Source organism: Chitinophaga eiseniae, from assembly GCF_900167135.1.
Taxonomy (GTDB): domain Bacteria; phylum Bacteroidota; class Bacteroidia; order Chitinophagales; family Chitinophagaceae; genus Chitinophaga; species Chitinophaga eiseniae.
On the sequence record NZ_FUWZ01000004.1, the window covers coordinates 405,165 to 431,595 of the forward strand.

15 protein-coding genes are annotated in these 26,431 nt (G+C 53.0%); all 15 read left to right on the forward strand.

The window, feature by feature from the left end; genetic code table 11:
• Nucleotides 1-24 precede the first annotated feature (24 nt).
• The 15 genes from B5D63_RS25170 (at nucleotide 25) to B5D63_RS25240 (ending at nucleotide 26,429) form a co-directional block, all read left to right on the forward strand.
• Complete coding sequence (locus B5D63_RS25170; RefSeq protein WP_078671618.1) at nucleotides 25-2,112, forward strand: beta-galactosidase; 2,088 nt, start codon at nucleotides 25-27, stop codon at nucleotides 2,110-2,112.
• 85 nt (nucleotides 2,113-2,197) lie between these two features.
• Entirely contained in the window at nucleotides 2,198-3,712 is a 1,515-nt protein-coding gene (locus B5D63_RS25175; RefSeq protein ID WP_235021624.1) for a GH39 family glycosyl hydrolase, read from the forward strand.
• 10 nt (nucleotides 3,713-3,722) lie between these two features.
• Complete coding sequence (locus B5D63_RS25180) at nucleotides 3,723-5,570, forward strand: cellulase family glycosylhydrolase (protein WP_078671620.1); 1,848 nt, start codon at nucleotides 3,723-3,725, stop codon at nucleotides 5,568-5,570.
• A gap of 95 nt (nucleotides 5,571-5,665) precedes the next feature.
• The gene (locus B5D63_RS25185; RefSeq protein WP_078671621.1) at nucleotides 5,666-7,198 is read left to right on the forward strand and encodes an alpha-N-arabinofuranosidase; all 1,533 of its coding nucleotides are present in this window, start codon (nucleotides 5,666-5,668) and stop codon (nucleotides 7,196-7,198) included.
• Between the two features lie 85 nt (nucleotides 7,199-7,283).
• The gene (locus B5D63_RS25190) at nucleotides 7,284-8,933 is read left to right on the forward strand and encodes a ribulokinase (RefSeq protein WP_078671622.1); all 1,650 of its coding nucleotides are present in this window, start codon (nucleotides 7,284-7,286) and stop codon (nucleotides 8,931-8,933) included.
• A gap of 1 nt (nucleotide 8,934) precedes the next feature.
• Nucleotides 8,935-9,639: an L-ribulose-5-phosphate 4-epimerase AraD gene (gene araD, locus B5D63_RS25195; RefSeq protein ID WP_078671623.1), complete on the forward strand. Its 705-nt coding sequence runs from the start codon at nucleotides 8,935-8,937 to the stop codon at nucleotides 9,637-9,639.
• A 10-nt stretch (nucleotides 9,640-9,649) separates the two neighbouring features.
• A complete protein-coding gene (gene araA, locus B5D63_RS25200) occupies nucleotides 9,650-11,125 on the forward strand; it encodes an L-arabinose isomerase (protein ID WP_078671624.1) in 1,476 nt (491 codons plus the stop codon).
• A gap of 18 nt (nucleotides 11,126-11,143) precedes the next feature.
• Nucleotides 11,144-12,826, forward strand: coding sequence for a sodium:solute symporter family transporter (locus B5D63_RS25205; RefSeq protein ID WP_078671625.1), 1,683 nt, complete (start codon nucleotides 11,144-11,146; stop codon nucleotides 12,824-12,826).
• A gap of 52 nt (nucleotides 12,827-12,878) precedes the next feature.
• The gene (locus B5D63_RS25210; protein WP_078671626.1) at nucleotides 12,879-13,595 is read left to right on the forward strand and encodes an NUDIX hydrolase; all 717 of its coding nucleotides are present in this window, start codon (nucleotides 12,879-12,881) and stop codon (nucleotides 13,593-13,595) included.
• A 331-nt stretch (nucleotides 13,596-13,926) separates the two neighbouring features.
• Nucleotides 13,927-15,573 carry an alpha-L-fucosidase gene (locus tag B5D63_RS25215; RefSeq protein WP_078671627.1) on the forward strand — a complete coding sequence of 549 codons (1,647 nt, stop codon included), beginning with the start codon at nucleotides 13,927-13,929 and terminating at the stop codon, nucleotides 15,571-15,573.
• A 247-nt stretch (nucleotides 15,574-15,820) separates the two neighbouring features.
• On the forward strand, nucleotides 15,821-18,676 hold the full coding sequence (locus B5D63_RS25220; RefSeq protein ID WP_078671628.1) for a TIM-barrel domain-containing protein: 2,856 nt from the start codon (nucleotides 15,821-15,823) through the stop codon (nucleotides 18,674-18,676).
• Between the two features lie 42 nt (nucleotides 18,677-18,718).
• On the forward strand, nucleotides 18,719-21,841 hold the full coding sequence (locus tag B5D63_RS25225; RefSeq protein ID WP_078671629.1) for a SusC/RagA family TonB-linked outer membrane protein: 3,123 nt from the start codon (nucleotides 18,719-18,721) through the stop codon (nucleotides 21,839-21,841).
• Between the two features lie 17 nt (nucleotides 21,842-21,858).
• Complete coding sequence (locus tag B5D63_RS25230) at nucleotides 21,859-23,451, forward strand: RagB/SusD family nutrient uptake outer membrane protein (RefSeq protein WP_078671630.1); 1,593 nt, start codon at nucleotides 21,859-21,861, stop codon at nucleotides 23,449-23,451.
• A 23-nt stretch (nucleotides 23,452-23,474) separates the two neighbouring features.
• On the forward strand, nucleotides 23,475-24,347 hold the full coding sequence (locus B5D63_RS25235; protein WP_143313084.1) for a hypothetical protein: 873 nt from the start codon (nucleotides 23,475-23,477) through the stop codon (nucleotides 24,345-24,347).
• 222 nt (nucleotides 24,348-24,569) lie between these two features.
• Nucleotides 24,570-26,429 carry a sialate O-acetylesterase gene (locus B5D63_RS25240; protein WP_235021625.1) on the forward strand — a complete coding sequence of 620 codons (1,860 nt, stop codon included), beginning with the start codon at nucleotides 24,570-24,572 and terminating at the stop codon, nucleotides 26,427-26,429.
• Nucleotides 26,430-26,431 lie beyond the last annotated feature (2 nt).

Here is a 26,431-nt window from a genome sequence, read left to right on the forward strand (position 1 = left end):
TCGTTCAACTATAAAATCTGGTAAATGAAGAAGTGTATTTTGTTGTTATGGCTATTAGTGATACTCGCGGTATCACAGGCATTTTCCCAGCAGGACCACCCGTTTTTTCCGGCCAAACGCCTGGTCACGACAGGCATTTATTACTATCCCGAACACTGGGACCCGCATCTCTGGGAACGCGATATTAAAAGAATGTCGGAGATGGGATTTGAATTTGTGCACCTCGCGGAGTTTGCGTGGAGTAAGATGGAGCCGGAAGAGGGCAGGTTTGACTTCACCTGGCTGGATACCGTGATGGACCTGTGTACAAAGTATCACCTGAAAGTGGTGTTGTGTACTCCCTCGGCCACGCCGCCGGCATGGATACGCTATCAATACCCCGAAACATTCCAGATGAACAGCCAGTATATCCGCGGGGAGCATGGTACCCGTGGCCTGGGATCTGTGGCAAGCCCGGTATACCGCCGTCTCGTGGAAACGATCGTCACTAAAATGGCGCAACGGTACGGTAAACATGAAAACGTGATCGGATGGCAGCTGGACAATGAGCCGGACGCAAAACCTGATTTCAGTCCCGCTTCGCAGGAGGCGTTCCGGCAATGGCTGAAAAATAAATACCATTCCATTGATGCGCTGAACACCATATGGGGCAACGCTTTCTGGAGCCAGTGGTACAACAGTTTTGACCAGGTCCTTATTCCGAATGTGAACCTCGTCGGCTGGTGGGGCAGCAATCCGCATGCGATGCTCGATTTCAAACGCTATATGGCAGACATCCAGGCGGAATATCTCGATTTTCAGTCGCGTACGCTGCGCGCGAATATTTCGGAGCATCAGTTTATTACCACCAATTATACGGCCGTATCTCCGGGGGCCGATCCGCGACGCACAAAGCAACTGGACTTCGCTACCTATACCGCTTATCCGAACGGGGGTACGCATAACATCGGTCAACAGGGATTCCGGTTGGGCAATAGCAATGTGATCCTTTTCGCTGCCGAATACTATAAATCGGTAGGAGGGGTCACAGGCGCCATGGAGATACAGCCGGGAACGGTCAACTGGGGCAACTTTACGCCCCTGCCTTTGCCAGGCACTGTGCGCATGTGGCTGTACCACATTTTTGCTGCCGGTGGTAAACTGGCCTGCTCTTACCGTTTCCGCCAGATCAACTACGGCGCGGAACAGTATCATTCCGGTATTATGGAAACAGACGGTGTGACGCCATCGCCGGGCGGTTACGACTATATGCAGTTTATGAAAGAGATGAATGTGCTGCGAAAAGAGGCTGACATCAAAGCGCCATTACCTGAAAAACTGGCCAGGCGCTCCACCGCCATTCTGTGGAACCTGGAAAACTACTGGTCTTTCGATCAACAGCGGCAAACCAGGCAATGGGATTCCTGGAACTACCCGATTAAATTTTTGCAGATCGCTAAATCCTTCGGCGCCCCGGTCGACGTGATCGCAGAGACGGCAGATTTGTCGAAATACAACGTGGTGATCATTCCCGCTTATGAGCTGGTAGACAGCAGCCTGATAAAGAAATGGGAGACATATGCCGCCAATGGCGGACAGCTCATCATTACCTGCCGTACGGCGACTAAAAACCGCGACGGTTACCTGTGGGAGAAAGGCTGGGCTGCTCCGTTGTCTGCACTGACAGGGGCCCGTATTACCACTTTCGATATGCTGCCGGACCAGTACTACGGGGATGTACAAACGAAAGCAGGTCATTACCGCTGGAACAACTGGGGTGATCTCCTGCAGCCGGATAAAAATACCGAAGCGCTGGCTACGTACAACGATCAGTTTTATAAAGGCGCTGCCGCCGTGGTTAAACGCAGGGTTGGCAAAGGTACGGTTACCTACATCGGCGTAGACACCGACGATGCAAAACTGGAGAAAGATGTATTGCGGGACATCTACACCGGTACAGGCGCCACTACCGAGAATTACCCGCCGGGCGTACTGGTGTACTGGCGCGACGGCTTTTATGTGGCGGTCAACTATTCATCTGATAACTACACGATGAACATGAGCGGAACAACGAAAATACTGATCGGCGAAAAGACAATAAAACCAGGCGGCGTCCTTGTCTGGAAAGAATAACCTGAGAGCAGAAAAAATGAAAAGATATTGCTATGTAATCACAACGGCGCTTATAATCATCGCAAAAAGCGCTGCTACACAGAGTTTGAGAGCACATAACCAGGATCGCGTAATAAATGTTGACCTCAAAAAGACGGCCGGACCGCTGCCCTCCATGCTGAATGCATGTGTGGGCGCGGGTCGTGCTGCCGAAGGGCTTCGTGCCGACTGGCAGCAGCAACTGGCGTATGTCAGGAAAGAATGCGGCTTCCGCTATATCCGTATGCACGGCCTGCTGAACGATGAAATGGCGGTATACTCACTGGACGAAAATGGTCATCCGCAGTACAACTACATGTATGTGGACGTGTTGTTCGATTTTCTCCACAGTATCGGTATGAAGCCTTTTGTGGAGTTGGGGTTTATGCCGTCGGCGCTGGCCAGCGGGCCTAAGACTATTTTCTGGTGGCGCGGCAATGTTACGCCGCCGAGGGACTATACGCAATGGGAAAAGCTGGTCCAAAACCTGGTGGCACATTTTACAGAACGCTACGGGGCAGAGGAAGTGAAAAGCTGGTACTTTGAAGTATGGAACGAGCCTAACCTCGATGGTTTCTGGGCCGGCAGCCAGGCGGAGTATTTTAAGCTATACACGTATGCGGCGAGGGCGATAAAAAATGTTAACCCCGCTTATCGCGTTGGCGGGCCGGGTACGGCCGGGGCAGCCTGGGAGCCGGAGATGATAGATTACTGTTATCAAAATAAAGTGCCGCTGGATTTTATCAGCACACATGCCTATGGCGTGAAGCAGGGATACCTGGATGAATTTGGCCGTTCGGGTACCGTGCTCGATAAAAATCCGGCGAGCGTGAGTGGAGAGGTCCTACAGTCCCGCGCTGAAATCACGGCGTCGAAGATGCCGGGACTGGAGTTGCATTATACCGAATGGAGCGCTTCGTATACGCCCGCTGATCCTGTTCATGACAGCTATCATGAGGCGGCCTATGTACTGCAGAAATTGAAGCAGGTAGGTACTGCCGCCAACTCGATGTCCTATTGGGTGTTCACCGATATTTTTGAAGAACCGGGACCACGGTTTACGCCCTTCCATGGCGGTTTTGGCATGCTGACCATCCAGGGTATCAACAAACCGGTGTTTTATGCCTACCAGTGGCTGAACCGGCTGGGCCATACGGAGTTGGTCAACCAGGATGCTTCGTCCTGGATATGCCGTGACGGTTCAGGAAACGTACAGGCGTTAGTGTGGGATTTTACCAATACCCATCCGGGAGACTCCGTACATAATCAACGCTATTATATTCGCGATCTGCCCTCAAAAGCAAAGGGTAAACTGCAGCTGAACATTACCGGCATGGCAGCGGGGCGGTATGCAGTGGAATTATATAAAACGGGCTATGGCAGTAACGACGCTTACACCACCTATTTGTCGATGGGTAAACCTGCGCAGCTCAACAGGCAACAGGTGGAGTTGATAAAGCAGCAAAATAACGGTGCGCCGGTCTCGCGCTCGATCATTGCTGTGGAGGAAAATATGCCTTTTATCAAAACAATAGATATCCATGAAAATGATGTCTTTCTGATAAATATCCTCAAACTTTAACCAATTTATTATGCAACGTACAAATGTCAAACATTATGTCCGCAGCTGTATCCGCAGCGTAGTACAACTGCTGGTCCTGCTATTCGCAGGCCTGCAACTGTCAGCCCAGTTGCCAGCGGCGCAAACAATCGCCAGCCGGATGAAAGTGGGCTGGAACCTTGGTAACACGCTGGAAGCCATTTGCGGGGAGAATGCCTGGGGCGGCGTTGTTACGCAAACCACCATCGACGCCGTGAAAGCTTCCGGCTTTAACACCATCCGGCTGCCCGTAGCCTGGGACTGCCACAGTACCAACGGTGTGATAGATCCCGCATGGATGGCCCGCGTAAAGGAAGTGGTGGACTACTGTATGCGCGATAGCCTCTATGTCATCGTTAACATCCATTGGGATAACGGCTGGCTGGAAAATAATATCACCCCTGCCGCCCAGGCGCAGGTGAATGCCAAACAACAGGCCTATTGGACTCAGATTGCCAATACCTTTAAAAATTATAACGAACACCTGTTGTTCGCCAGTGCCAACGAGCCTGCGGTGAACGATGCCACGGGCATGTCGGTATTATTGTCTTACCACCAGACATTTATCAATGCCGTGCGGGCCACCGGGGGCAACAACAGTTCCCGTACGCTGATTATCCAGGGGCCGTCCACCAACATCGATAAGACGAACACCCTGATGAATACGATGCCCACAGATCCCATTGCCAACCGGTTGATGATGGAGATACATTATTATGAGCCTTCCCAGTTTACGCTGATCACGAAGGATGAAACCTGGGGCCGGATGTTTTACTATTGGGGCGCCAACTACCACTCCACTACAGACGCCTCCCGGAACGCCACCTGGGGCGAAGAGCGTTTTGTGGACGCTCAGCTGGACCTCATGAAAACGAAGTTCATCGACAAAGGAATACCGGTGATCATTGGGGAGTTTGCCGCTATCAGGAGAACGCTGAATCCTCCTTCCGAGCAGGCGTTGCACAACGCTTCCCGGTGGCATTTTTATGATTACCTGGTGAGTCAGGCAAGGGCAAAGGGACTGATCCCCATCTGCTGGGATATCAATAAAGAGATGTACGACCGTGGTACCGGCGCTGTGCTGGACCAGGAAACTATTTCCACCATTATAAAGGCCGCGGGCGTAACACCGGGGCATGTGCGGCTGGCCAACCGTGCTACCGGCCTGCTGGCCGACGGCATGTACAGGAGCGCCAACGGCTCCAATACAGGGCAGTGGAGTTATAGCGGTAGTGATGCGCAGCTATGGGCCGTGGAAGCTGCCGATGGCTATGTGCGGCTGAAAAACCGCGCTACCGGCCTGTATCTGGATGGTATGGGCAGAACGGCTGACGGGTCGGTGGCCGGCCAATGGAGTTTCAGCAGCAGCTACAACCAGCAATGGAAATCCGAAGTGACAGGCAATTATATTAAACTGAAGAACCGGGCGACCGGACTTTACCTCGATGGACTGGGCCAAACCGCCAATGGTGCGGACCTGGCGCAGTGGTCGGGCAGCAGCAGCAATAACCAGCAATGGACCATGACCGGTGTTGCTTTGCCCGCGGCGGCCATGACGGGGGCGGCTGTCACCGCTGATATGGCCCGCCCGTCCGCCGATGAGCTGAACGTGTACCCCAACCCGTTTACCAATACCTTCCGCATTACCGCCGGCAAACAGGAGAAAATAGAACGGATTACAATTATCGACGCTTCCGGAAAGCCTGTGGCCGTAAAGGTCCGGCCGTCGCCGGCTGACCTCCTGTCTATGGGCGCGGCACTAAAAACGGGTACATATGTAGTGGTAGCAACGGGAAGAGGCTGGACGAAAAAGTCCAAGGTGGTCAAGATTATTCCATAACGGTAGTTTTTTGTTTGGAAAATTATAATTGTAAATTTGACAAATATTGTTTTACTTTGAAGCAATCAATCAAATTATTGTTATAATTCCGCGTCATGAAAAATAAGTTCCGTTCTGTTTGTATGGGCGTATCGTTGCTGCTGACGGCTTCACCGGCTCTGCAGGCACAAAATAAGATCACCTTCCATACAGATGCGCCAACACAAACGATCAACCGAAATATTTACGGCCACTTTGCCGAACACCTGGGAAATTGTATTTACGGCGGCTTCTATGTGGGAGACACTTCCCGTATTCCCAATATTAAGGGGGTAAGGAAAGATATCATTGCTGCATTAAAAGCGCTGAAAATACCGAACCTGCGCTGGCCGGGCGGTTGTTTTGCTGATACCTACCATTGGAAAGACGGTATAGGCCCTAAAGAAAAAAGGCCCACGATCGTTAACACCTGGTGGGGCGGCGTGACGGAAAACAACAGCTTCGGTACGCATGATTTCCTGGACATGTGCGAGGAGCTGGGCACAGAGCCTTACCTGGCAGGCAACGTCGGCAGCGGCACCGTGCAGGAGCTGGCGGACTGGGTACAGTATGTCAATTTCTCCGGTAAAAGCCCCATGTCTGACCTGCGCCAGCACAACGGCCGGCAACAGCCGTGGAAAGTGCAGTATTGGGGCGTAGGCAACGAAGCCTGGGGCTGCGGCGGCAATATGCGACCGGAATACTATGCGGACATCTACAGGAAGTACGCCACCTTCATGAGCGGCAACCTGTTCAAAATCGCTTCCGGCGCCAATTCATCCGACTATAACTGGACGGAAGTCCTGATGAAAAACATTCCGCTGCACATGCTGGACGGCCTGGCTTTGCATCACTACTCGGTCATCGACTGGAATAAAAAAGGATCGGCAGTAGATTTTTCAGAAGAGCAATATTTCCGGACCATGCGCAGCGCTTGTTTTATGGATACGCTGGTACGCCGCCACTCCGCTATCATGGACAAATATGACCCGAAGAAAAAAGTGGCGCTGGTAGTAGACGAGTGGGGTGGCTGGTATAACGTGGAAGCAGGTACGAACCCGGGCTTCCTCTTCCAGCAAAACACCATGCGCGACGCGATGATCGCCGGCGTGACCTTAAACATCTTCCACAACCATTCCGACAGGGTACGCATGGCCAATCTCGCACAGACGGTCAACGTGCTGCAGGCGGTGGTGCTGACGAAAGGAGAGCAACTGATACTGACGCCTACCTACCACGTGATGGAAATGTACAAGGTGCATCAGGATGCAACGCTCATCCCCATTGATGTGCAAAGCAATAAGTATACTTACAAAAACGAGCAACTGCCTGCGGTTTCGGCTTCCGCCTCCAAAGATAAATCGGGCGTAACCCATATCTCGCTGGTCAATATTGACGCGTCCAAAGCGCAGGAGATCACCGTGCAGACAGGCGCCGCCTATAAGTCTGTCGCGGGCCGCATACTATCTTCCGCCAAACTGCAGGACCATAACAGCTTCACGCAGCCTGACAAGCTCAGGCCCGTAGCGTTTAAAGGCGCAGTGCTGAAAAATAATACGCTGACCGTTAAGCTGCCGCCCTTCTCTGTGGTGGTACTGGAACTGCAATAAATACCCGCTGCCGGGGGCTGACGACGACTGCATGTCCTTGTAGTCCGGCTACCGGCATGCCTTTATAAAAAAGAAACCTGATCACATGAGTGCATCCTTTGTAATAGGAGTTGACTTTGGAACTGATTCTGTGCGTTCGATTATCGTAGATACCCGCAATGGCCAGGAGGTGGCGGCTGCGGTGTTTCACTATCCGAGGTGGAAGGATGGGTTATACTGCAACGCCGCCCGTAGCCAGTTCCGGCAACATCCGCAGGATTATATAGAAGGGCTGGAAACCACTGTCCGGCAATGTCTGCAACAGGCCGGCAGTACGGTGGCCAGGCATATTAAAGCAATATCGGTAGATACGACCGGCAGCACGCCGGTAGCGGTAGATGAAACAGGCATGCCGCTGGCGATGTTGCCTGCTTTTAAAGATAATCCCAACGCCATGTTTGTGTTGTGGAAAGACCATACGGCCATCCGCGAAGCTGCAGAGATCAACGCGGTGGCGGCGGCTTTTCCGGGAAATTACCTGCGCTTCGTGGGCGGCGTTTATTCTTCGGAGTGGTTCTGGGCCAAATGGTTGCACATATGGCGTATAGACGAAGACGTTAGAAACGCCACGTATACCTGGGTGGAGCACTGCGACTGGATTCCTTTTCTGCTGACAGGCGGCACACGCGCCAGTCAACTGAAACGCGGCATCTGTTCTGCTGGCCATAAGGCGCTGTATGCCCAGGCGTTTGGCGGCCTGCCTCCCGACAGCTTCTTTGCGGCCATCGACCCGCTGTTGCAGAACGTGAGCAGGCGGCTGTTCAGTAAAACCTACACTTCCGGCGAGGCGGCGGGTTACCTGTCTCCCGCATGGGCGGAGCGCCTCGGGCTGAGCACGGACGTCGTGATCGGCATCGGTGCGTTTGACGCCCACATGGGCGCCGTAGGCGGACAGATAGCGCCTTACCACCTCAGCAAGGTAATGGGCACTTCCACCTGTGATATGCTGGTGGCGCCGCTGGAAGAGGTGAAAGACACACTGGTGAAAGGTATCTGCGGACAGGTACCCGGCTCCGTGATCCCCGGTATGATGGGCATGGAAGCAGGGCAATCGGCCTTCGGAGATGCTTACGCCTGGTTCAGTAATTTATTGTCATGGCCGTTGCGGCATCTTTTTCCGCATGACAGCGCATTGCTGCACGAGGCCAATAGCAGGATGATCATGGAACTGTCTCAACAGGCAGCCGCCATCACACCAGATGAACACAGCGAATGGGGTATTGATTGGTTAAACGGTCGCCGCACGCCCGATGCCGACCAGTCGCTCAAAGGTACGCTCACCGGCCTGAACCTCGCCTCTGATGCACCGAGAGTATTCAGGGCCGTGGCGGAAGCCACCTGCTTTGGCGCCAAAGCCATCGTGGACCGCTTTGAGCGCGAAGGGGTACCGGTTAAAGGACTGATAGGTATCGGCGGGGTGGCCAAAAAATCTCCCTTTATTATGCAGATGATGGCCGACGTCATGGGCATGCCTATACGTATTCATCGTTCTGAACAGACCTGCGCGCTGGGCGCCGCCATGTTCGCCGCTACGGCGGCAGGCATCTTCCCTAAAGTGGAAGCGGCCATGGAAGCAATGGGACAAGGATTTGAAACGACCTATGCGCCTGACCGGCAACGGATAGGAATATATGAGAACAGGTACCGGAAATATATGGCGCTCGGCGCTTTTACCGCTAACATGAATATTGACTAAGATGGGCATACATACCTACCAGGACATCCGCGAGGCTGCCTATGAAGCCAACATGCAGCTGCCCGCACTGGGACTCGTTATATTTACCTTTGGCAACGTGAGCGCGGCCGACAGGGACGCAGGCGTGTTTGCTATCAAACCCAGTGGCGTGCCCTATACGGAACTGTCGCCCGATAAGATGGTCATCGTGGACTTCGACGGGAAAGTAGTGGCAGGGGACCTGCGTCCTTCGTCCGACACGCTTACCCATGCCGTATTATATAAACACTGGGCGCATATCGGCGGTATTGTGCACACCCATTCCACCTACGCTACCGCCTGGGCGCAGAGCCTGCGCGATATTCCTATTTACGGCACTACCCATGCAGACCATAACACCCTCGACATCCCCTGTGCGCCGCCCATGCCGGATGAACTGATCGCCGGAAACTATGAATACCAGACCGGCTTTCAGATCATGAACGCTTTGGCGGAAAGGCAGCTGACGTATGAAGACATGGAGATGGTCCTGGTAGGTAATCATGCCCCTTTTACCTGGGGCAGCACCCCGGCGAAGGCCGTGTACAACAGCGCAGTGCTGGAATCCATCGCCCAGATGGCCTACCTTACTGAGTCCATCAACTTACGCGCGTCCAGATTAAAAGACTCCCTGATAAAAAAACACTACGAACGTAAACACGGCCCTGATTCATATTACGGCCAATAAACTATATGGTATGACCGATCTGAAAAAATTGGAGATCTGGCTGGTAACCGGAAGCCAGCACTTGTACGGAGAAGCCGCCCTGCAACAGGTGGCGCAGCACAGCAGGGAAATAGCGGCTGCGATCAGCGGGGATAGTCATATACCCGTTACCGTTGTCTGCAAGCCGATCGTTACTACGCCGGAGGAAATATATGCCGTATGTATGGACGCCAATGCGGCGGCCAGCTGTATCGGCGTGGTGGTATGGATGCACACCTTTTCTCCCGCCAAGATGTGGATACGGGGCCTGAAAGCCCTGAAGAAACCTGTTTGCCATCTGCATACCCAATACAACAGGGACATCCCGTGGAACGACATAGACATGGACTTCATGAATCTCAACCAGAGCGCGCACGGCGACAGGGAGCTGGGATTTATGATGAGCCGTATGCGTATGAACCGGAAAGTGATCACCGGTCACTGGAAAGATCCGGAGGTACTGGCAGAACTGGGCGCATGGTCCCGCGTGGCTGCCGGTTGGCACGATTGGCAGGGCGCCCGCTTCGTCCGCTTCGGCGACAATATGCGCTACGTGGCGGTGACCGACGGCGATAAAGTAGAAGCGGAATCCGTATTCGGCTTCGCCTGCAATACACACGGTATCGGCGACCTGGTAGCCGTGATCAACAGCGTTCCGGACCATGCCGTGAAGGCGCTGGTGGACGAGTACGCGGACGCCTATACGATCTCTGCGGCGCTGTTAAACGACGCAGCCCTGAAAGATGCCGCCAGGATAGAACTGGGGCTGAAAGCTTTCCTGGAAGATGGTCGGTACAAAGGTTTCTCCGATACGTTCGAAGACCTGCACGGGATGATACAGCTGCCGGGCATCGCGGTGCAACGGCTCATGCAGGCAGGCTACGGCTTTGCCGGCGAGGGTGACTGGAAGACGGCGGCGCTGGTGCGCGCCATGAAGGTGATGGGTAGCGGTCTTCCGGGTGGCAACTCCTTCATGGAAGATTATACTTATCATTTTGATCCGCAAAACCCTATGGTGCTGGGAGCCCATATGCTGGAAATATGCGCCTCCATCGCGGATGGTAAGCCTTCCTGTGAGAAACATCCGCTGGGCATAGGGGGGAAAGCAGACCCCGTAAGGCTGGTGTTCAATACAGCGGCAGGTGCTGCCATCAATGCATCGCTGGTGGATATGGGCAACAGGTTCCGGCTGCTGGTAAATGAAGTAGAGGCGGTAACGCCGCCGCACCATCTGCCAAAGCTGCCCGTGGCCCGCGTATTGTGGAAGCCCTACCCGGACATGAAAAAGGCCTGTACCGCATGGATATTGGCTGGCGGCGCACATCATACCTGCTTCAGCCAGAACCTCACATCTGTTCACCTGCAGGATTTTGCGGACATGGCCGGCATTGAAATGGTGCTGATAGATAAACATACGGAGCTGAGGACTTTCCGCAACGAGTTGCGCTGGAATGATGCTGCTTATTAAACTGATATATCCCCCGTTATGAAAAATGTACTTTCTGCCAACGATATACTGGTATTTGTCACCTATTTTATTGTCGTAGCCGGCTATGGCTACTGGGTCTATAGGAAAAAGAAAACGGCCAACCCCGATGCCAAGGATTTTTTCCTGGCGGAAGGCTCGCTGACCTGGTGGGCCATCGGCGCTTCGCTGATCGCCTCCAACATCTCTGCGGAGCAGTTCATTGGTATGAGCGGTGATGGCTTCTTTGTAGGCATAGCCGTAGCTGCCTACGAATGGATCGCCGCCATCGCATTGATCATCATCGCGGTCTGGTTTATTCCCATTTACCTGAAGAACAAAATCTACACCATGCCGCAGTTCCTCAAAACGAGGTACAATGAAACGGTGGCGCTGATCATGGCTGTGTTCTGGCTGTTTTTATATGTGTTTGTCAATCTTACTTCCATCCTGTACCTCGGTGCGCTGGCCATCAACGGCTTGTTGGGAGGTGAGTACCTGCACATCGTGATGATCGCGCTGTCGGTATTTGCCATTGTGATCACGCTGGGTGGCATGAAAGTAATCGGCTATACCGACGTGATCCAGGTGAGTGTGCTCATCATCGGCGGACTGGCCACGACTTACATGGCACTCACTTTGGTGAGTGAACATTTCGGGCTGGGAAGGAATGCACTGGCGGGTTTTACGGCGTTGATGAAAGATGCGCCGGACCATTTTCATATGATCCTGGACAAACCGGATGCCACCTCTTCCCAGGAATACATCAACAAATACCTGGTATTGCCGGGCGTCCTGATGTATGCGGCAGGACAGTGGATCGTAAACCTGAACTACTGGGGTTGCAACCAATATATCACGCAACGCGCATTAGGCGCTAATTTGCAGACAGCGCGCAACGGCATCCTGTTTGCCGGGCTGCTGAAAATCATGATGCCCATTATTGTGATGCTGCCTGGCATTGCTGCGTATGTGCTGCATAAAAACGGACAGCTGCCAGGGCTGGAGAATAAAGACGGCGCTTATGCCGCAATATTGGGCTTTCTGCCGTCTGGCCTGAAAGGACTGTCCATCGCGGCGCTGACAGCTGCCATTGTGGCTTCGTTGGCCGGGAAAGCCAACAGTATCTCCACGATATTTACGTTGGACATCTACCAGAAATACATGAATAAAACGGCTTCCCAGCAGCAGCTGGTGTGGACAGGCAGATGGGTGGTGATAGCGGCTATGCTGCTGGCGATCGGGTTTACCTGGAACGACCTGCTGGGCATCGGTGGGGCAGGAGGCTTTACGTTTATACAGAAATACACGGGCTATATCAGTCCGGGTGTATTTGCCATGTTTCTGCTGGGCATGTTCTGGAAAAGAACTACCGGCGCGGCAGCCGTGGCAGGTATTATCACCGGTTTCTCCCTGTGCGTGTTCTTTAATCAGTTTGCACCGGCGGTGCTGGGACACGAAAACTTCCTGTATACGGCTTATCCCAATGGTAGCGGCGGATACGAGATCCCTTTCCTGATCTGTATGGGACTGGCCTTTATGTTTACCATGATCGTGATGGTGCTGATCAGTATGGCCGGGCCACGGATTAATCCGCGGGCTTTTGTACTGGATAAGGAAATGTTCAGGATATCACCGGCCACTACAGTGTTGATCGTTATCACGCTGTTGCTGATTTCCGCCCTGTATATCCGTTTTTGGTAAGAAGATGGAGATTCGGGGTCTGATTTGTACTTTTGTTGTCTAATTGTTTTGTATGAAGAGATATGCACAGCAAACAAGGTTGTTAGTCGCTGTTGACTGCATTATATTTGGTTTCGACGGACAGGAGATAAAATTGCTGCTCATCCAGCGTGGCTTCGAGCCATGTAAGGGGAAGTGGAGCCTGGTTGGCGGCTTTGTGCAGGAAGAAGAAAGTGCGGAAGACGCAGCCACCCGCGTGCTGAAAAATCTTACGGGGCTGGATGGCATTTATATGGAACAATTACATACTTTCAGCTCCCCCGACAGGGATAGCGTGGAAAGGACCATCTCCGTAGCGTACACGGCCCTGATTGATATCAAACGTTATAAACAGCTGCATGAAGATTTCCACGCCGTATGGTTTCCGATCAATCATCATCCGGAGCTGATATTCGATCACGATGCAATGGTGAACCAGGCCAAGGAGAAACTACGCTATAAGGCGGCGCTGCATCCTTTGTTGCTGGAGCTGCTGCCTCCCAAATTTACGCTGCCCCAACTGCAACAGCTGTACGAGTCTGTTTACAATACCTCTTTCGACAAAGGTAATTTCAGCCGGAAGATCCTGTCCACCGGCCTGCTGGTGAGACTGGCCGATAAAGACAAGCTGAACTCCCGCAAAGGTGCGTTTTATTATAAGGTGGACAAGAAAAAGTATAATGTCAACCTGCATGCTTTCCTGAACTTCGTGCCGGAGGCGCTGATGAAAAAATCAGCCGCCGCAAGGTAACCGGTAACCTCTCTAAATCCACTGCTGTGCGCATTGTTTCCGTGTTTCAGCGTGGTATGCCTGGCGGTGAAAAAATAATTGTAAAATTGACATTTTTTTATTTTATTGCATACAGATAGAATTCCACGTTATGCACACAGGATATTTTCCTGCAACAGGGACCGATGGAAGGATGTTTGCCAACTTACCGCGCTGTTGCAGGAAAATTTCTCACCGGTTTGCAAAATATATCCCGCTTCCATATAAAGTCCGCACCATCACTATCGCATGGCAAAACGGAAAGCGATGATTTTGATACTATTTCCCTTTCATACATAAAAATTAGCCACCCGTGAATAGAAGATCACTTATCAAATACCTGGGGTTGACTGTTCCTGCTTATATATTGTCAAAGCAGGCAGCTGCGTCCATCGGTGGGCCGCTGGCCCCACATACAGCGCCGGGACCTTTTACGGCCAGCTGGGAATCCCTGCAGCAGTATAGCGTTCCGGAGTGGTACCGTAATGCCAAGTTTGGCATATGGGCGCACTGGGGCCCGCAGTGTGAGCCGGAATACGGTGACTGGTACGCGCGCGGCATGTATGTAGAAGGCAGCGACCAGTACAAATACCACCTTCAAAAGTATGGCCACCCGTCAAAGTTTGGGTTTAAAGATGTGATCCATCAATGGAAAGCGGAACAGTGGGACCCGGAGCAGCTGGTAGCCTTGTACAAACGGGCCGGCGCGAAATACTTTTTCGCTATGGCCAACCACCACGATAACCTGGACCTCTGGAACTCCCGTCATCATGCATGGAATGTCATGAATGTAGGGCCTAAAAAAGATATTATCGGCGGTTGGGCCAAAGCGGCACGCAACAACGGGCTCCCCTTCGGCGTCAGCGTACACGCCGCCCACGCCTGGACATGGTACGAAGTAGCGCAACGCGCCGATAAAAACGGCCCGCTGGCAGGCGTGCCTTACGACGGAAAACTGACCAAAGCAGACGCAAAAGGCGCCTGGTGGGAGGGACTGGACCCACAGCAGCTTTACGCACAAAACCATCCGCTGAGCGAAAACAGCCTGGATAATGGCGCCGTTTTCCGGCAGTGGGACTGGCATAACGGGGCGGTACCACCGTCAAAAGCTTACTGTGACCTATTCCTGAAAAGGACCCTCGACCTGATAGACCGCTATGAGCCGGAGCTGGTTTATTTTGATGATACGGTGTTGCCGTTGTACCCGGTCAGCGACGTAGGCCTGCAGATAGCTGCCTATCATTACAATAAAAGCATCAAACGTCATAAAGGCAAACTGCAGGCGGTATTGAACGGTAAGGTATTGAACGAAATGCAGCGCAAGTGCATGGTATGGGACATAGAACGCGGACAGAGCAACGTGATTGAACCATTCGCCTGGCAAACAGACACCTGTATCGGCGCCTGGCACTATGACAAACGGTTCTTTGACGGCAAATGGTATAAATCCGGCAAAACCGTTATCCAGACGCTGGTAGATGTGGTGAGCAAAAACGGTAACCTCCTGCTCAACATCCCGGTGAAAGGCAACGGCACTATCGACGACCAGGAGAAAGCCATCCTGGAAGAAATAGCTGCCTGGATGGCGGTCAATGCGGAATGTATATTCGACACCCGGCCCTGGAAGGTGCTCGGCGAAGGCCCTGCCATGGAAAATGCCGCCCCCATCGCTGCGCAGGGGTTCAATGAAGGCAAAGGCAAACCTTTTGGTGCAGGCGATATCCGTTTTACCACCAAAGCTGATGCGCTCTACGCGGTTTTACTGGGCTGGCCCGATAACGGAAAAATAAACATCAAAAGCCTCGCCGCCGGAAGTCCGCTGAGGCCCGAAAAGATCCACAGGATCGATCTGCTGGGCGGCGGGGAATTACACTTTATGCAACAGGCGGATGCGCTGGAGGTTTCATTACCGGAAAATAAACCCCCATTTCCCTATGCAGCGGTTTTAAAAATCAGGTAATAAAGCCCTCCTGGTAATACAGCATTGCGATTGTGCCCAATCAATTATACATCCATGTAAGAACACCCATTTCCGGACCGGCCCTTTGGAGCCGGTCCTCTTTATTTTCCGGATGTTTAGATTTTTACGCTGAAATTCAACCTGTTGCAACATTTGATACCCCAGAACGCAACATACAATACCCCTCTCATTCCCCCACATTGACCAACTTTACGGCATTATTATCCACGTAAGACTACATCACGTTATGAAGAGGACGATTACTGTCGCCTGGCTTTTGCTTATGCTTATTTACCACGTTTCGATGGCAGGCACGCCGTTTTATTTACAAACTAAAGAAGGGGTCGTTGTTTATACAGACCCTTCTTTTACTGGTTCTTCCCATGCTGTCCGGCTGTATGTGGTGACCGATGACATTATCAGGGTGGTGGCTGCGCCGGGGAAAGAAACGGCGCCTGTCCACAGCCTGATGACAGTCAATACCAACCGGCCGGCGCCGATATGGAAGCTAACAGCTTCCAATGAAGCGGTTACACTGAAAACACAAAAGCTCACCGTTGTTGTACAGGCGAAGACAGGCGCCGTGTCCTTCCTCGATGCCCGGGGCGAAAAGATACTGGCGGAGAAAACCATCGGTGGACGGACCTTCCAATCCGCCATATTCGACGGACGCCCGTATTACCATCTTACCCAGCAGTTTGAAGGGGCGGACGATGATGCCTGGTACGGCCTCGGGCAGCACCAGGACGGCGTGTACAATTATAAAGGGCAGCAGGTCACTTTTTTCCAGAACAATACGGAAGTGGCCATTCCTTTCCTGGTCTCCCATAAAAATTACGGTATCCTCTGGGACAACTATTCCCTGACCACGGCGGGGGACATACGGCCGCTTCACCCGCTGTCTGCCTTACAGCTGTTCGATAAAAACGGCGCCGAAGGCTGGCTCACCGCCACTTATGCTAATAATGCCCGCCAGCCACAGGAGGTGACCGTTACCCGGGCGGAATCAGCTATCAATATGGAGTTTTTGGGAGACTCAAAGGTGACGCTTCCGCCAGGGTTTACACCGGCCACCGGGGTGGCCGCCTGGGAAGGTAGTGTGGCCAGTCAATTTTCCGGGCTGCATCAACTGCGGTTTACCTTCGGTGGCACCCTGAAAGTGTGGCTGAACGGCCGGCTGGTACTGGACCACTGGCGCAAGGCATGGAACCCGGCGCCCGCGCTGGTGCCGGTCAACTTTGAAAAAGGCGTGAAGGTCCCGGTGAGAATAGAATGGACGCCCGAAAGCCCGGAATCTTACCTTTCACTGAAATGGCAGGCGCCGTTGAGCAAAGCGGAGCAGCGTTGCTTTGGCTTTTCCTCAGAAGCAGGCCGCCAGGTAGATTATTATTTCGTGCATGGTGGCAACATGGACGAGGTAATTGCCGGCTACCGCGAACTCACAGGCAAAGCGCCGATCGTCCCTAAATGGGCGATGGGCTTCTGGCAGAGCAGGGAACGGTACAAAACGCAGGAAGAAATACTCTCGACCGTCGATGAGTTCCGCAAAAGGAAAATACCGCTGGACAACATTGTGTTGGACTGGAGCTATTGGAAAGAGGCCGCCTGGGGCAGCCAGGAGTTCGACCCGGCCCGCTTCCCGTCGCCCGACAGTATGATCGATGTGCTGCACAAAAAATACCATACGCAAATCATGATATCGGTATGGCCGAAGTTCTATAAAGACATTCCCGCCTATAACGCGTTCGATAAAAAAGGATGGCTCTATAAACGGAACATCGCCGATGAGCAGCGCGACTGGATCGGTAACGGCTACGTCTCTACTTTTTACGATGCCTTTAATGAAGACGCCCGCAAAGGTTTCTGGGACCTGATCCATCAAAAGCTCTATACCAAAGGTATCGACGCCTGGTGGATGGATGCCAGCGAGCCGGACATCCTCTCCAACGTAAGCCCGGAAAGAAGAAAACAGCAGATGACGCCTACCGCCCTGGGCCCCGCAGCTGAATACCTGAACGCCTATCCGCTGCAAAACGCCAAAGGCATCTATGAGGGACAGCGGCAAACAGACCCCGGCAAAAGGGTGTTCCTGCTCACCCGCTCCGGTTTCGGCGGCTCTCAGCGATACGCAGCAGCCATCTGGAGCGGCGACATCGGCGCCACCTGGAAAGACATGCAAACGCAGATCTCCGCAGGCATCAACTTCTCCATGTCGGGATTGCCTTACTGGACCATGGACATCGGCGGCTTTGTCGTACCGGCGAAGTTTGAAAAGCCGGATGCCGAAAACCTGGAAGAATGGCGGGAGCTCAGTACCCGCTGGACACAGTTCGGCGCGTTTGTGCCGCTGTTTCGCGCTCACGGCCAGTACCCATACCGCGAAATCTTCAACACCGCCCCGGACGATCATCCGGCGTATGAAAGTTTTCTCTACTACGATCAGCTCCGGTACCGGTTGCTGCCTTACAGCTATTCGCTGGCAGGCGCCGCCTACCACGACGACTATACGATAATGCGCGGACTGGTCATGGACTTTGCCAAAGATACCACCGTGCTGAACATAGGAGACCAGTTTATGTTCGGCCCGTCCATTCTTGTTAACCCGGTTTACAAGTACAAACAACGCAGCCGCGAAGTGTACCTGCCTGCCGGACAGGGCTGGTACGACCTGTACACCGGCGCCCGGCATGCCGGCGGCCAAAGGATTACGGCCGACGCACCCTATGGCCGCATGCCGCTGTATGTAAAGGAAGGCGCTATCATCCCGGTAGGCCCCGCCCTGCAATACGCTTCCGAAAAACCTGCCGACACGATTACACTGTACGTCTACACCGGTAAGAATGGCGCTTTCCGGCTCTACGAAGACGACGGCAGTTCCTATAACTATGAGAAAGGACAGTTTACCATCATTCCAATCAACTACCAGGAAGGCTCAAAGACACTTACCATAGGCGACCGCAAAGGGTCCTACAACGGTATGCTGCAGCGACGCATATTCCGGATCATCCGGGTGAGCGCCGCTACGCCCAAACCGCTGGACCCCGCCGCGAAAGCCGATCAGGAGGCACGTTATGAAGGAAAGCAATTGACCATCAAACTGTAAGCGCCGGTTTTATCACTACCAAAATCCAAATGCCCGACTTTTATGAAAAGATCATTAAGAAAAGCAGGACAGTTGTTACTATTAACATGGCTGACGGCCCTGTTGATAAGCTCTTCCGTTATTGCGCAAACGCATCCCGTAACGGGCCGTATCACTTCCGCGAAAACAGCCGCATCGATCGCAGGTGCATCAGTGACCATCAAAGGCACTACTAAAGGTACCACGACTGACAATGGCGGATTTTTTAAGATAGATGCCGCTCCCGGCGCCATACTGGTGGTAACCTCCGTGGGTTACGTGCCGCAGGAACTAAAGGTGACCGGTACTGAAATGAACCTGCAACTGCAGGAGTCGGTCATACAGATCGAAGACCTGGTGGTCATCGGCTATGGCGTACAAAAGAAAAAACTCGTCACCGGCGCCAACCTGCAGGTAAAAGGAGACGACCTGCAGAAACAAAGCACCACCAATGCCCTGCAGGCATTGCAGGGACAGGCGCCCGGCGTGCAGCTGACCAGCTATTCCGGTCAGCCGGGTTCGGCGATGAACGTGGTGATCCGCGGTAAAGGTACCGTGGGTAATTTTGCACCGCTGTATATCGTCGACGGGGTACAGACCAGCGACATTACTTATCTCAACCCGGCGGACATCGCCTCCATCGATGTGCTGAAAGACGCAGCCTCAGCAGCGATCTATGGTTCACAGGCAGCTAACGGCGTTATCCTCGTGACCACCCGTTCGGGCAAAGCCAACCAGAAAGCGCAGGTCACGCTGGACGTTTTTTACGGCCTGCAAAATGTGGCCCGCAAGGCGAAATTGCTCAATGCAAAAGAGTATGCGGTCATCATGAACGAAGCGGCGGTCAACTCCGGTAAGACACCCTATTTCACCAATGAGGTGATCGATAACCTGCCGGTAAATACTAACTGGATGGACCAGATGTTCAAAAAAAACGTGCCCACCCAGAACTATGTCCTCGGCGTACAGGGCGGCAGCGCCGCCTCCGTGTATTCCTTATCGTTAGGTTATACCAGCCAGGGCGGCATCGTAGGAGGAGCCAGCACTTCCAACCTGGAACGTTATACTTTCCGCATCAACTCCGAACACAAGTTATATAAAGACATCATCAAAGCAGGGGAGCACCTGACGTTCAACTACCAGAACACCTACGGTATCGGGGTCGGTAACCAGTACAACAACTCCCTGCGCGCAGCCTTTACTACCAGCCCTTTCCTGCCGATGTACGACGGTGACGGCAATTTCTTCCCGGCGGACAAAATCGGCTGGTACCCCGGAAAACCCGACAGGGCCTGGAACAACGGAGAGTCCAACCCGTATGCGGTGATGTACTATTCCAACCAGAACCGCAGCAGCAGCCAGGGATTATTCGGTGACGTGTATTTACAGGCAGAACCCATCAAAGGACTGAAATTCCGTACCAGCCTGGGCCTCAACTATTACGCCAACCAAAGCCACGGCTTCACGCCGGTATACCACCTGTCTGTCTATTCGTTCAACGATACTTCCAGGGTGACACAGTCCATGGGCAGCGGTCAGACGATCCAGTTCGATAACTCGCTGAGCTATGACTTCACCCTTGGCAACGATCACAGCTTCAGCGTGATGGGCGGGACGTCGGCACTCAAAGCTACCGGTGTGAGCATGACCGGCAACAACCGCGATCTGCGCGTCGCGGATTTGTGGCATGCCTATCTGTCCGTAGCGCAGAACGTGACCAAAGGCGCACCTTATATGAGCGTGAGCGGCGGCCCCTTCACCAACGCGCTGGCGTCTTACTTCGGCAGGCTGCAATACAACTACAAGGAGAAATACCTGCTGAACCTTACCTTCCGTGCCGATGGCTCCTCCCGATTTGCTCCGGATAACCGTTGGGGCTATTTCCCCTCCGTATCTGCCGGATGGGTGGTGTCCAAAGAAGGGTTTATGGAAAGCGCCTCCTGGCTGAACTTTTTTAAGCTGCGCGGCAGCTGGGGACAGGTGGGCAACCAGAACGTAGCGGCTTATCAATACTTGTCACCCATCGCTTTCAATAATGCATCCTATATCTTCGGACCGGTGGAAGGCGTTAACACACAAGGCGCTTATCCCAGCCGGTTAGCCAATCCCAATGTGAAATGGGAAACATCGGAACAGACCAACATCGGTTTTGATGCAACGCTCATGAAAAATCTGAGCGTTACGTTCGACTACTATATCAAAAAGACAAAAGACTGGCTGATCAGTGCGCCGATACTGGCTACCGCCGGGGCGGACGCGCCGCTGATCAATGGCGGGGACGTAAGCAACACCGGCGTGGAACTGGCGCTGTCCTATCAGAACAGCATCGGCAGGGACTTTCATTATACGGTGGGAGTGAATGGCGCCTATAACAAAAACACGATCGGCAACATCCCCACCAACGATCACATCATCCACGGAAACACCAATACGCTGTATGAGAACTCACTCGAGTTTTACCGCGCCGCCAATGGTATGCCTATCGGCTATTTCTGGGGACTGAAAACGGCCGGTATCTTCCAGACGGAAGCGGAAGTGAATGACTATAAAAACAAAGGCGGTAAGCCTATCCAGCCGGATGCCAAGCCCGGAGACGTGCGTTTCGTGGACCTCAACGGCGATGGCGTCATCGACGCCAACGACAAAACCATGATCGGCGACCCTAACCCGCGCTTCACTTTTGGGTTTAACATCGCGCTGGATTACAAAGGCTTCGACCTTCAGGTACAGGCCTCCGGCGTATCAGGCAATGACATCGTACAATCATGGAGGAACCAGTCCAGCGCGCTGGGCAATTATTCCGCTGCCATCCTCGACCGGTGGCATGGTCCCGGATCTTCCAACAAAATGCCAAGGGTAACGGAAGATAACCGCAACTGGACGCAGTTCTCTGACCTGTACATCCATGACGGCAGTTTCCTGCGCATCAATACCATCACACTGGGATATGATTTCTCCAAACTGGTGTCCCGCAATTACCTGGGCAGACTGCGTGTATACGCCTCCGTACTGAACGCCTTCACCTTTACGAAATACAACGGCATGGACCCTGAAATCGGCTACAATGAAGGTTTCTCCACCGGCGTGGACATCGGTTATTACCCAAGGCCAAGGACCATGATGATAGGTGCTAATCTCCGCTTCTAACCAAAATCTACATGAAGATGAAAAAGCTACGCATATATACACTGCTCTTCGCGCTGGCATCCCAGGCGGCCTGCAGCAAAAGTTTCCTCGATACGGAAGACGTTACCACGGCTACCGAGCAAAATTTCTATAAAACACCCAACGATGCTTTTAAAGCGCTGGTGGGCGTTTATGATGGGCTGCAGACCGTATGGGCCGGCGGCGTGTCCATGCCGATAGCATCGGAAATACTGTCTGACAACGCTTTTGGCGGTACCGGTAATGCAGACGGATTCGGCTACCAGATGATCGACGAGTTTGACAAGCTCCGTTCCCCGTCTGACCAGAGCCTGTTCGGTGATAACTGGAGCGCTTACTATAAAGCTATCTACCGGGCCAACATGCTGTTGACCCACCTCGACCAGGTGGATTGGAAAGGCAGCGAGAACCTGCGGCCGGTGTACGAATCCGAAGCCCGGTTCATACGCGCTTACCTGTATTTCGACATGGTAAGATTGTGGGGTAATATCCCGCTGCTCGCCAAACCTACGACAGACAACGTTCCGCAGGCCAGTGCCGACAGCGTGTATAAACTGATTGCAGATGACCTCGTGTTTGCGGCCAACAATCTTCCGGCAGTCAATTATGGCGCTCAGCCAGCCGCTACGCGTGGCAGGGTCACTAAATGGGCGGTGGAGTCGCTGATAGGAAGAGTGTACCTGTATTACACCGGTTATTATGGTAAGACGGACCTCGTCAGCACTGTGTCCAAACAACAGGCGCTGGCTTATCTCGAAGATGTGATCACCAACGGCGGATTCGGGCTGGTAGAGCAATTTGCCCACCTGTGGCCGGCTGCGTCGCTCAATGATTACGTGGGAGAAGATAACAAAGAAACCATCTTCGCCATTAAGTACACGTATACCAGCGATTACAACGGGAATACAGACGGCAACCAGTGGATGGTAATGAACGGCCTTCGTGGACAAAGCATCTTCCCATACGGTATGGGGTGGGGCGGTTGTCCGGTCAACGCAAAGCTCTGGAGCGCCTACGCCGCCAACGACACCAGGAGAAAAGCCACGATCATTTCTATCGCAGACGAAGGACTGGCTTTTACGAACAGTAAAGACCAGCGGGAATACACCGGTTACTATATGAAAAAGTACACACCGCTGGTAGACGAGGCGGGCAACAGCCTCGCCGTGAAAATGGGCGGTACCAACTTTATGATCGGGCAGTTCCAGGATTATGTGTCCATCCGTTATGCAGATGTGTTGCTGATGGCGGCGGAAATGGGTTCTCCCAATGCGCAGCAGTATTTTGACAATGTGCGCAAACGCGCCTTCGGCGCTAACTTCACGGCATTGCCTGTAAATAAGGCCAATGTCCTCCAGGAAAGAAGGTTTGAATTTGCCGGAGAAGGCATTCGTTATTGGGACCTGCTGCGCCAGGGTATCGCCGCCGCGGCAGCTGCCATCGCGGAAACCACCACGGTGCAAAATGGTGATGTAAATACAACGAAGACCATACAGGCGGGAAAAATTACAGAGACAAAAGGACTGTCACAGATTCCTTATTCACAGGTGACCCTGTCCAACGGCGTACTGAAACAAAATACAGGCTGGTGATCATCCCACAAAAATATACCACTATGTACAAGCTGTCATACCTGAAGCAGGCAGTATTAGTATTGCTGCCGCTCATCACTATATCCACTATACTTTCCTGTAAGAAGAAAGAATACAGTCTTTCCCCGTTGCCTGACAAATCGGCCATTAACATGGAGGTGAAGCAGGACCTGACTGTGGACCCCGGAGGCAATACCCTCTACCTGATCAATCATACCGCGGAGGTCATCCCGGTGTGGGACTATGGCACCGGCAGATCGGGCCGGCAAACGGATACTATTCACTTTGCCTTCAAAGGCGACTATGTAATCCGGCGTTCCGCGCTGACAGGCGGAGGTATCGTGCAACTGGATTCTATTAAGGTCCGTGTCACCGCCGATAATCTGAATTACGTCAACGATCCCTTGTGGAATGCGCTTACCGGTGGCGTTGGCCAGGAAAAGACATGGGTGCTGGACATGGAGGCTACTGTGTTTGACGGTCCGCTTTTCTTTTATGGTACCGACAATGGCTGGGGAGGCGACTGCATGAAAACCGGCGGCGATTGCTGGTCATGGGCGCCCAAATACGCAGACAATACCTGGCTGATGCCCGCCGGCGATTATGGGACCATGACGTTTAGCCTGAAGGGAGGTCCGTTCGTGAAAGTAGTGCATCAACAGGTGCCGGCCAGAGGTACCGAAAACGGGACTTTTTACCTGGACATTAATACTAAAAGACTCACTATGACGGATGCCACGCCTATTCACGATATGGGCCGCGACGCCTGTGTGGCGGCATGGGGCAATATCCGGCTGCTTTCATTAACTGAAAAATCCATGCAGCTGGGCGTGCTGAGGACCTCGTGCGACGGGCCGGCATTGCTGGTATATAACTATGTATCGAAACAACAGTAGTACCGTGGAAATTGACATAATGCTACCGCATGAAACCCTATTTGCCGGCAGCGATCATCCTGATGATCGCTGTCGTTGTTTCCTGTAAAATGCATAACAGAGATGTTATGTTACAGGGATTGAACCAAATGTTATCGCTATCTGATTTTTATGCTAAAGAAATTATTTTTTATATGGGCATGTTGTTGCCTTTTTTGTTCCGGCGCCTTTGCGCAGCTTACCATGTCTAAAGTGTTTGGTGATAGCATGGTGTTGCAGCGTAACCAGCCCATCCCTGTTTGGGGATGGGCCCCGCCCGGAACGTTGATAACGGCCGTGCTGGGAACAGCGCAGGCGAAAGTCATAACAGGCAAAGACGGTAAATGGACGCTTCGTTTCCCGTCACGTAAAGCCGGGGGGCCTTTTACATTGAAGGTATCCGGCGCCGATACAGCCGTTGAATATAAAAATGTACTGATCGGTGATGTATGGCTGGCTTCCGGTCAGTCCAACATGGAATGGCCCGTGAAGGACGCTAAAGACGCCGCCAAAGAAATAGCGGCCTCTCACTGGCCACAGATACGATTTTTGGTGGTGGACCATCACAAAAGCCTGACGCCACAGCAAGACATCCCGGGTGGAAAATGGAAAGCCTGTGATACAGCCAATACCGGCGGCTTTTCTGCAGTGGCTTATTATTTTGCGCGCAAGGTCCACCAGGAGCAGGGCGTTCCGGTCGGCATCATCCAGAGTACCTGGGGCGGCACGCCGGTGGAGGCATGGACCGGCAGGGAAGGACTGCTGGCATCTCCCATCACAAAGTCCCGGGTACTGGCCAACGACACGCTCACGACCGCCGATTTTGTACAGGATAGCATAGACCTGGTACGCTTCTGGGAGGTAGTATATCACCCGCAAAACAATGCGGACCGGGAAGTGCCGTCGGAAACATTCAGTGACGCAACATGGCCACAGGTGCAGATGCCCGGGCTGGTGAAGGACTTTGGCGGGCCATACGAAGGGATCGTATGGATGCGCAAAAAGATCACGCTGCCTGCCTCTTTTACAGGAAAAGCCCTGACGGTGGAATTAGGCCACCCTGAAATGAACTATTCCCTGTATGTCAACGGACACGAGATCTGTAAGAACATCTGGAACGCCAGTCCGTCTCATCATTACACTGTCCCTCCGGAAATGCTGAAGACGGGAGAGAACGTCATCGCGCTGCGGATCGCCATGCTGTGGGGCGGGGGTGGGTTGAACCCGCCGGCGGACAGCATCTATGTAACGGATGGGGCTACACGCATTTCGCTGGCAGGGCCGTGGCGATATAAAAAAGATGTGGAAACAACAGCATTGGCTATACGAAATTATCACTGCTATCCAGCTATGTTGTACAACGCCATGGTCCACCCGCTTGTGCCTTATGCGATCAAAGGCGCAATCTGGTACCAGGGGGAAGCCAACGAATACGCTGCCTTCGATTATCGGCAGTTATTCCCTAACCTGATCAAAGACTGGCGCCAACGCTGGCAGCAGGGGAATTTTCCTTTTCTGTATGTGCAGCTGGCCAACTTTAAGAAGATAAAGCCACAGCCTTCGGAGAGTGAATGGGCCGAGGTGAGGGAGGCACAGTCCATGACGCTGTCGCTTCCCAACACGGGGATGGCCTGTATCATCGATTTGGGAGAGGCAGGTAATATTCACCCTGCCAACAAACAGGAAGTGGGCCGCAGGCTGGCTTTAGTAGCAGGTAAACAGGTATATCATCACAAGGGCATAGCGTCAGGGCCTTCTTTTGCCGGCTTTACAAAAGAGCCTCATCGCATCCGCGTCCGTTTTACAGGTACGGGGACCGGCCTCGCAGCAAGCGATGGCAAAGCGGTGACCGGTTTCGCCATTGCCGGCGCTGACAAACGCTTCTATTGGGCTAACGCCATCATCGAGGGAAATGAAGTGGTTGTTTATGCAGACGAGGTGGCAACGCCAACGGCTGTACGTTACGCCTGGGCCGACAATCCGGTTTGTAACCTGGTTAATTCCGCAGGTCTTCCCGCCGTTCCGTTCAGGACGGACAACTGGAAAGGGCTAACACAGCCATAATG

Excerpts from the sequence above, each read along its gene's own strand:
- B5D63_RS25170 (WP_078671618.1), top strand. The coding sequence starts at position 25 with ATGAAGAAGTGTATTTTGTTGTTATGGCTATTAGTGATACTCGCGGTA.
- B5D63_RS25180 (WP_078671620.1), top strand. The coding sequence starts at position 3,723 with ATGCAACGTACAAATGTCAAACATTATGTCCGCAGCTGTATCCGCAGC.
- B5D63_RS25185 (WP_078671621.1), top strand. The coding sequence starts at position 5,666 with ATGAAAAATAAGTTCCGTTCTGTTTGTATGGGCGTATCGTTGCTGCTG.
- B5D63_RS25190 (WP_078671622.1), top strand. The coding sequence starts at position 7,284 with ATGAGTGCATCCTTTGTAATAGGAGTTGACTTTGGAACTGATTCTGTG.
- araD (WP_078671623.1), top strand. The coding sequence starts at position 8,935 with ATGGGCATACATACCTACCAGGACATCCGCGAGGCTGCCTATGAAGCC.
- araA (WP_078671624.1), top strand. The coding sequence starts at position 9,650 with ATGACCGATCTGAAAAAATTGGAGATCTGGCTGGTAACCGGAAGCCAG.
- B5D63_RS25205 (WP_078671625.1), top strand. The coding sequence starts at position 11,144 with ATGAAAAATGTACTTTCTGCCAACGATATACTGGTATTTGTCACCTAT.
- B5D63_RS25210 (WP_078671626.1), top strand. The coding sequence starts at position 12,879 with ATGAAGAGATATGCACAGCAAACAAGGTTGTTAGTCGCTGTTGACTGC.
- B5D63_RS25220 (WP_078671628.1), top strand. The coding sequence starts at position 15,821 with ATGAAGAGGACGATTACTGTCGCCTGGCTTTTGCTTATGCTTATTTAC.
- B5D63_RS25225 (WP_078671629.1), top strand. The coding sequence starts at position 18,719 with ATGAAAAGATCATTAAGAAAAGCAGGACAGTTGTTACTATTAACATGG.
- B5D63_RS25230 (WP_078671630.1), top strand. The coding sequence starts at position 21,859 with ATGAAAAAGCTACGCATATATACACTGCTCTTCGCGCTGGCATCCCAG.
- B5D63_RS25235 (WP_143313084.1), top strand. The coding sequence starts at position 23,475 with ATGTACAAGCTGTCATACCTGAAGCAGGCAGTATTAGTATTGCTGCCG.
- B5D63_RS25240 (WP_235021625.1), top strand. The coding sequence starts at position 24,570 with ATGTCTAAAGTGTTTGGTGATAGCATGGTGTTGCAGCGTAACCAGCCC.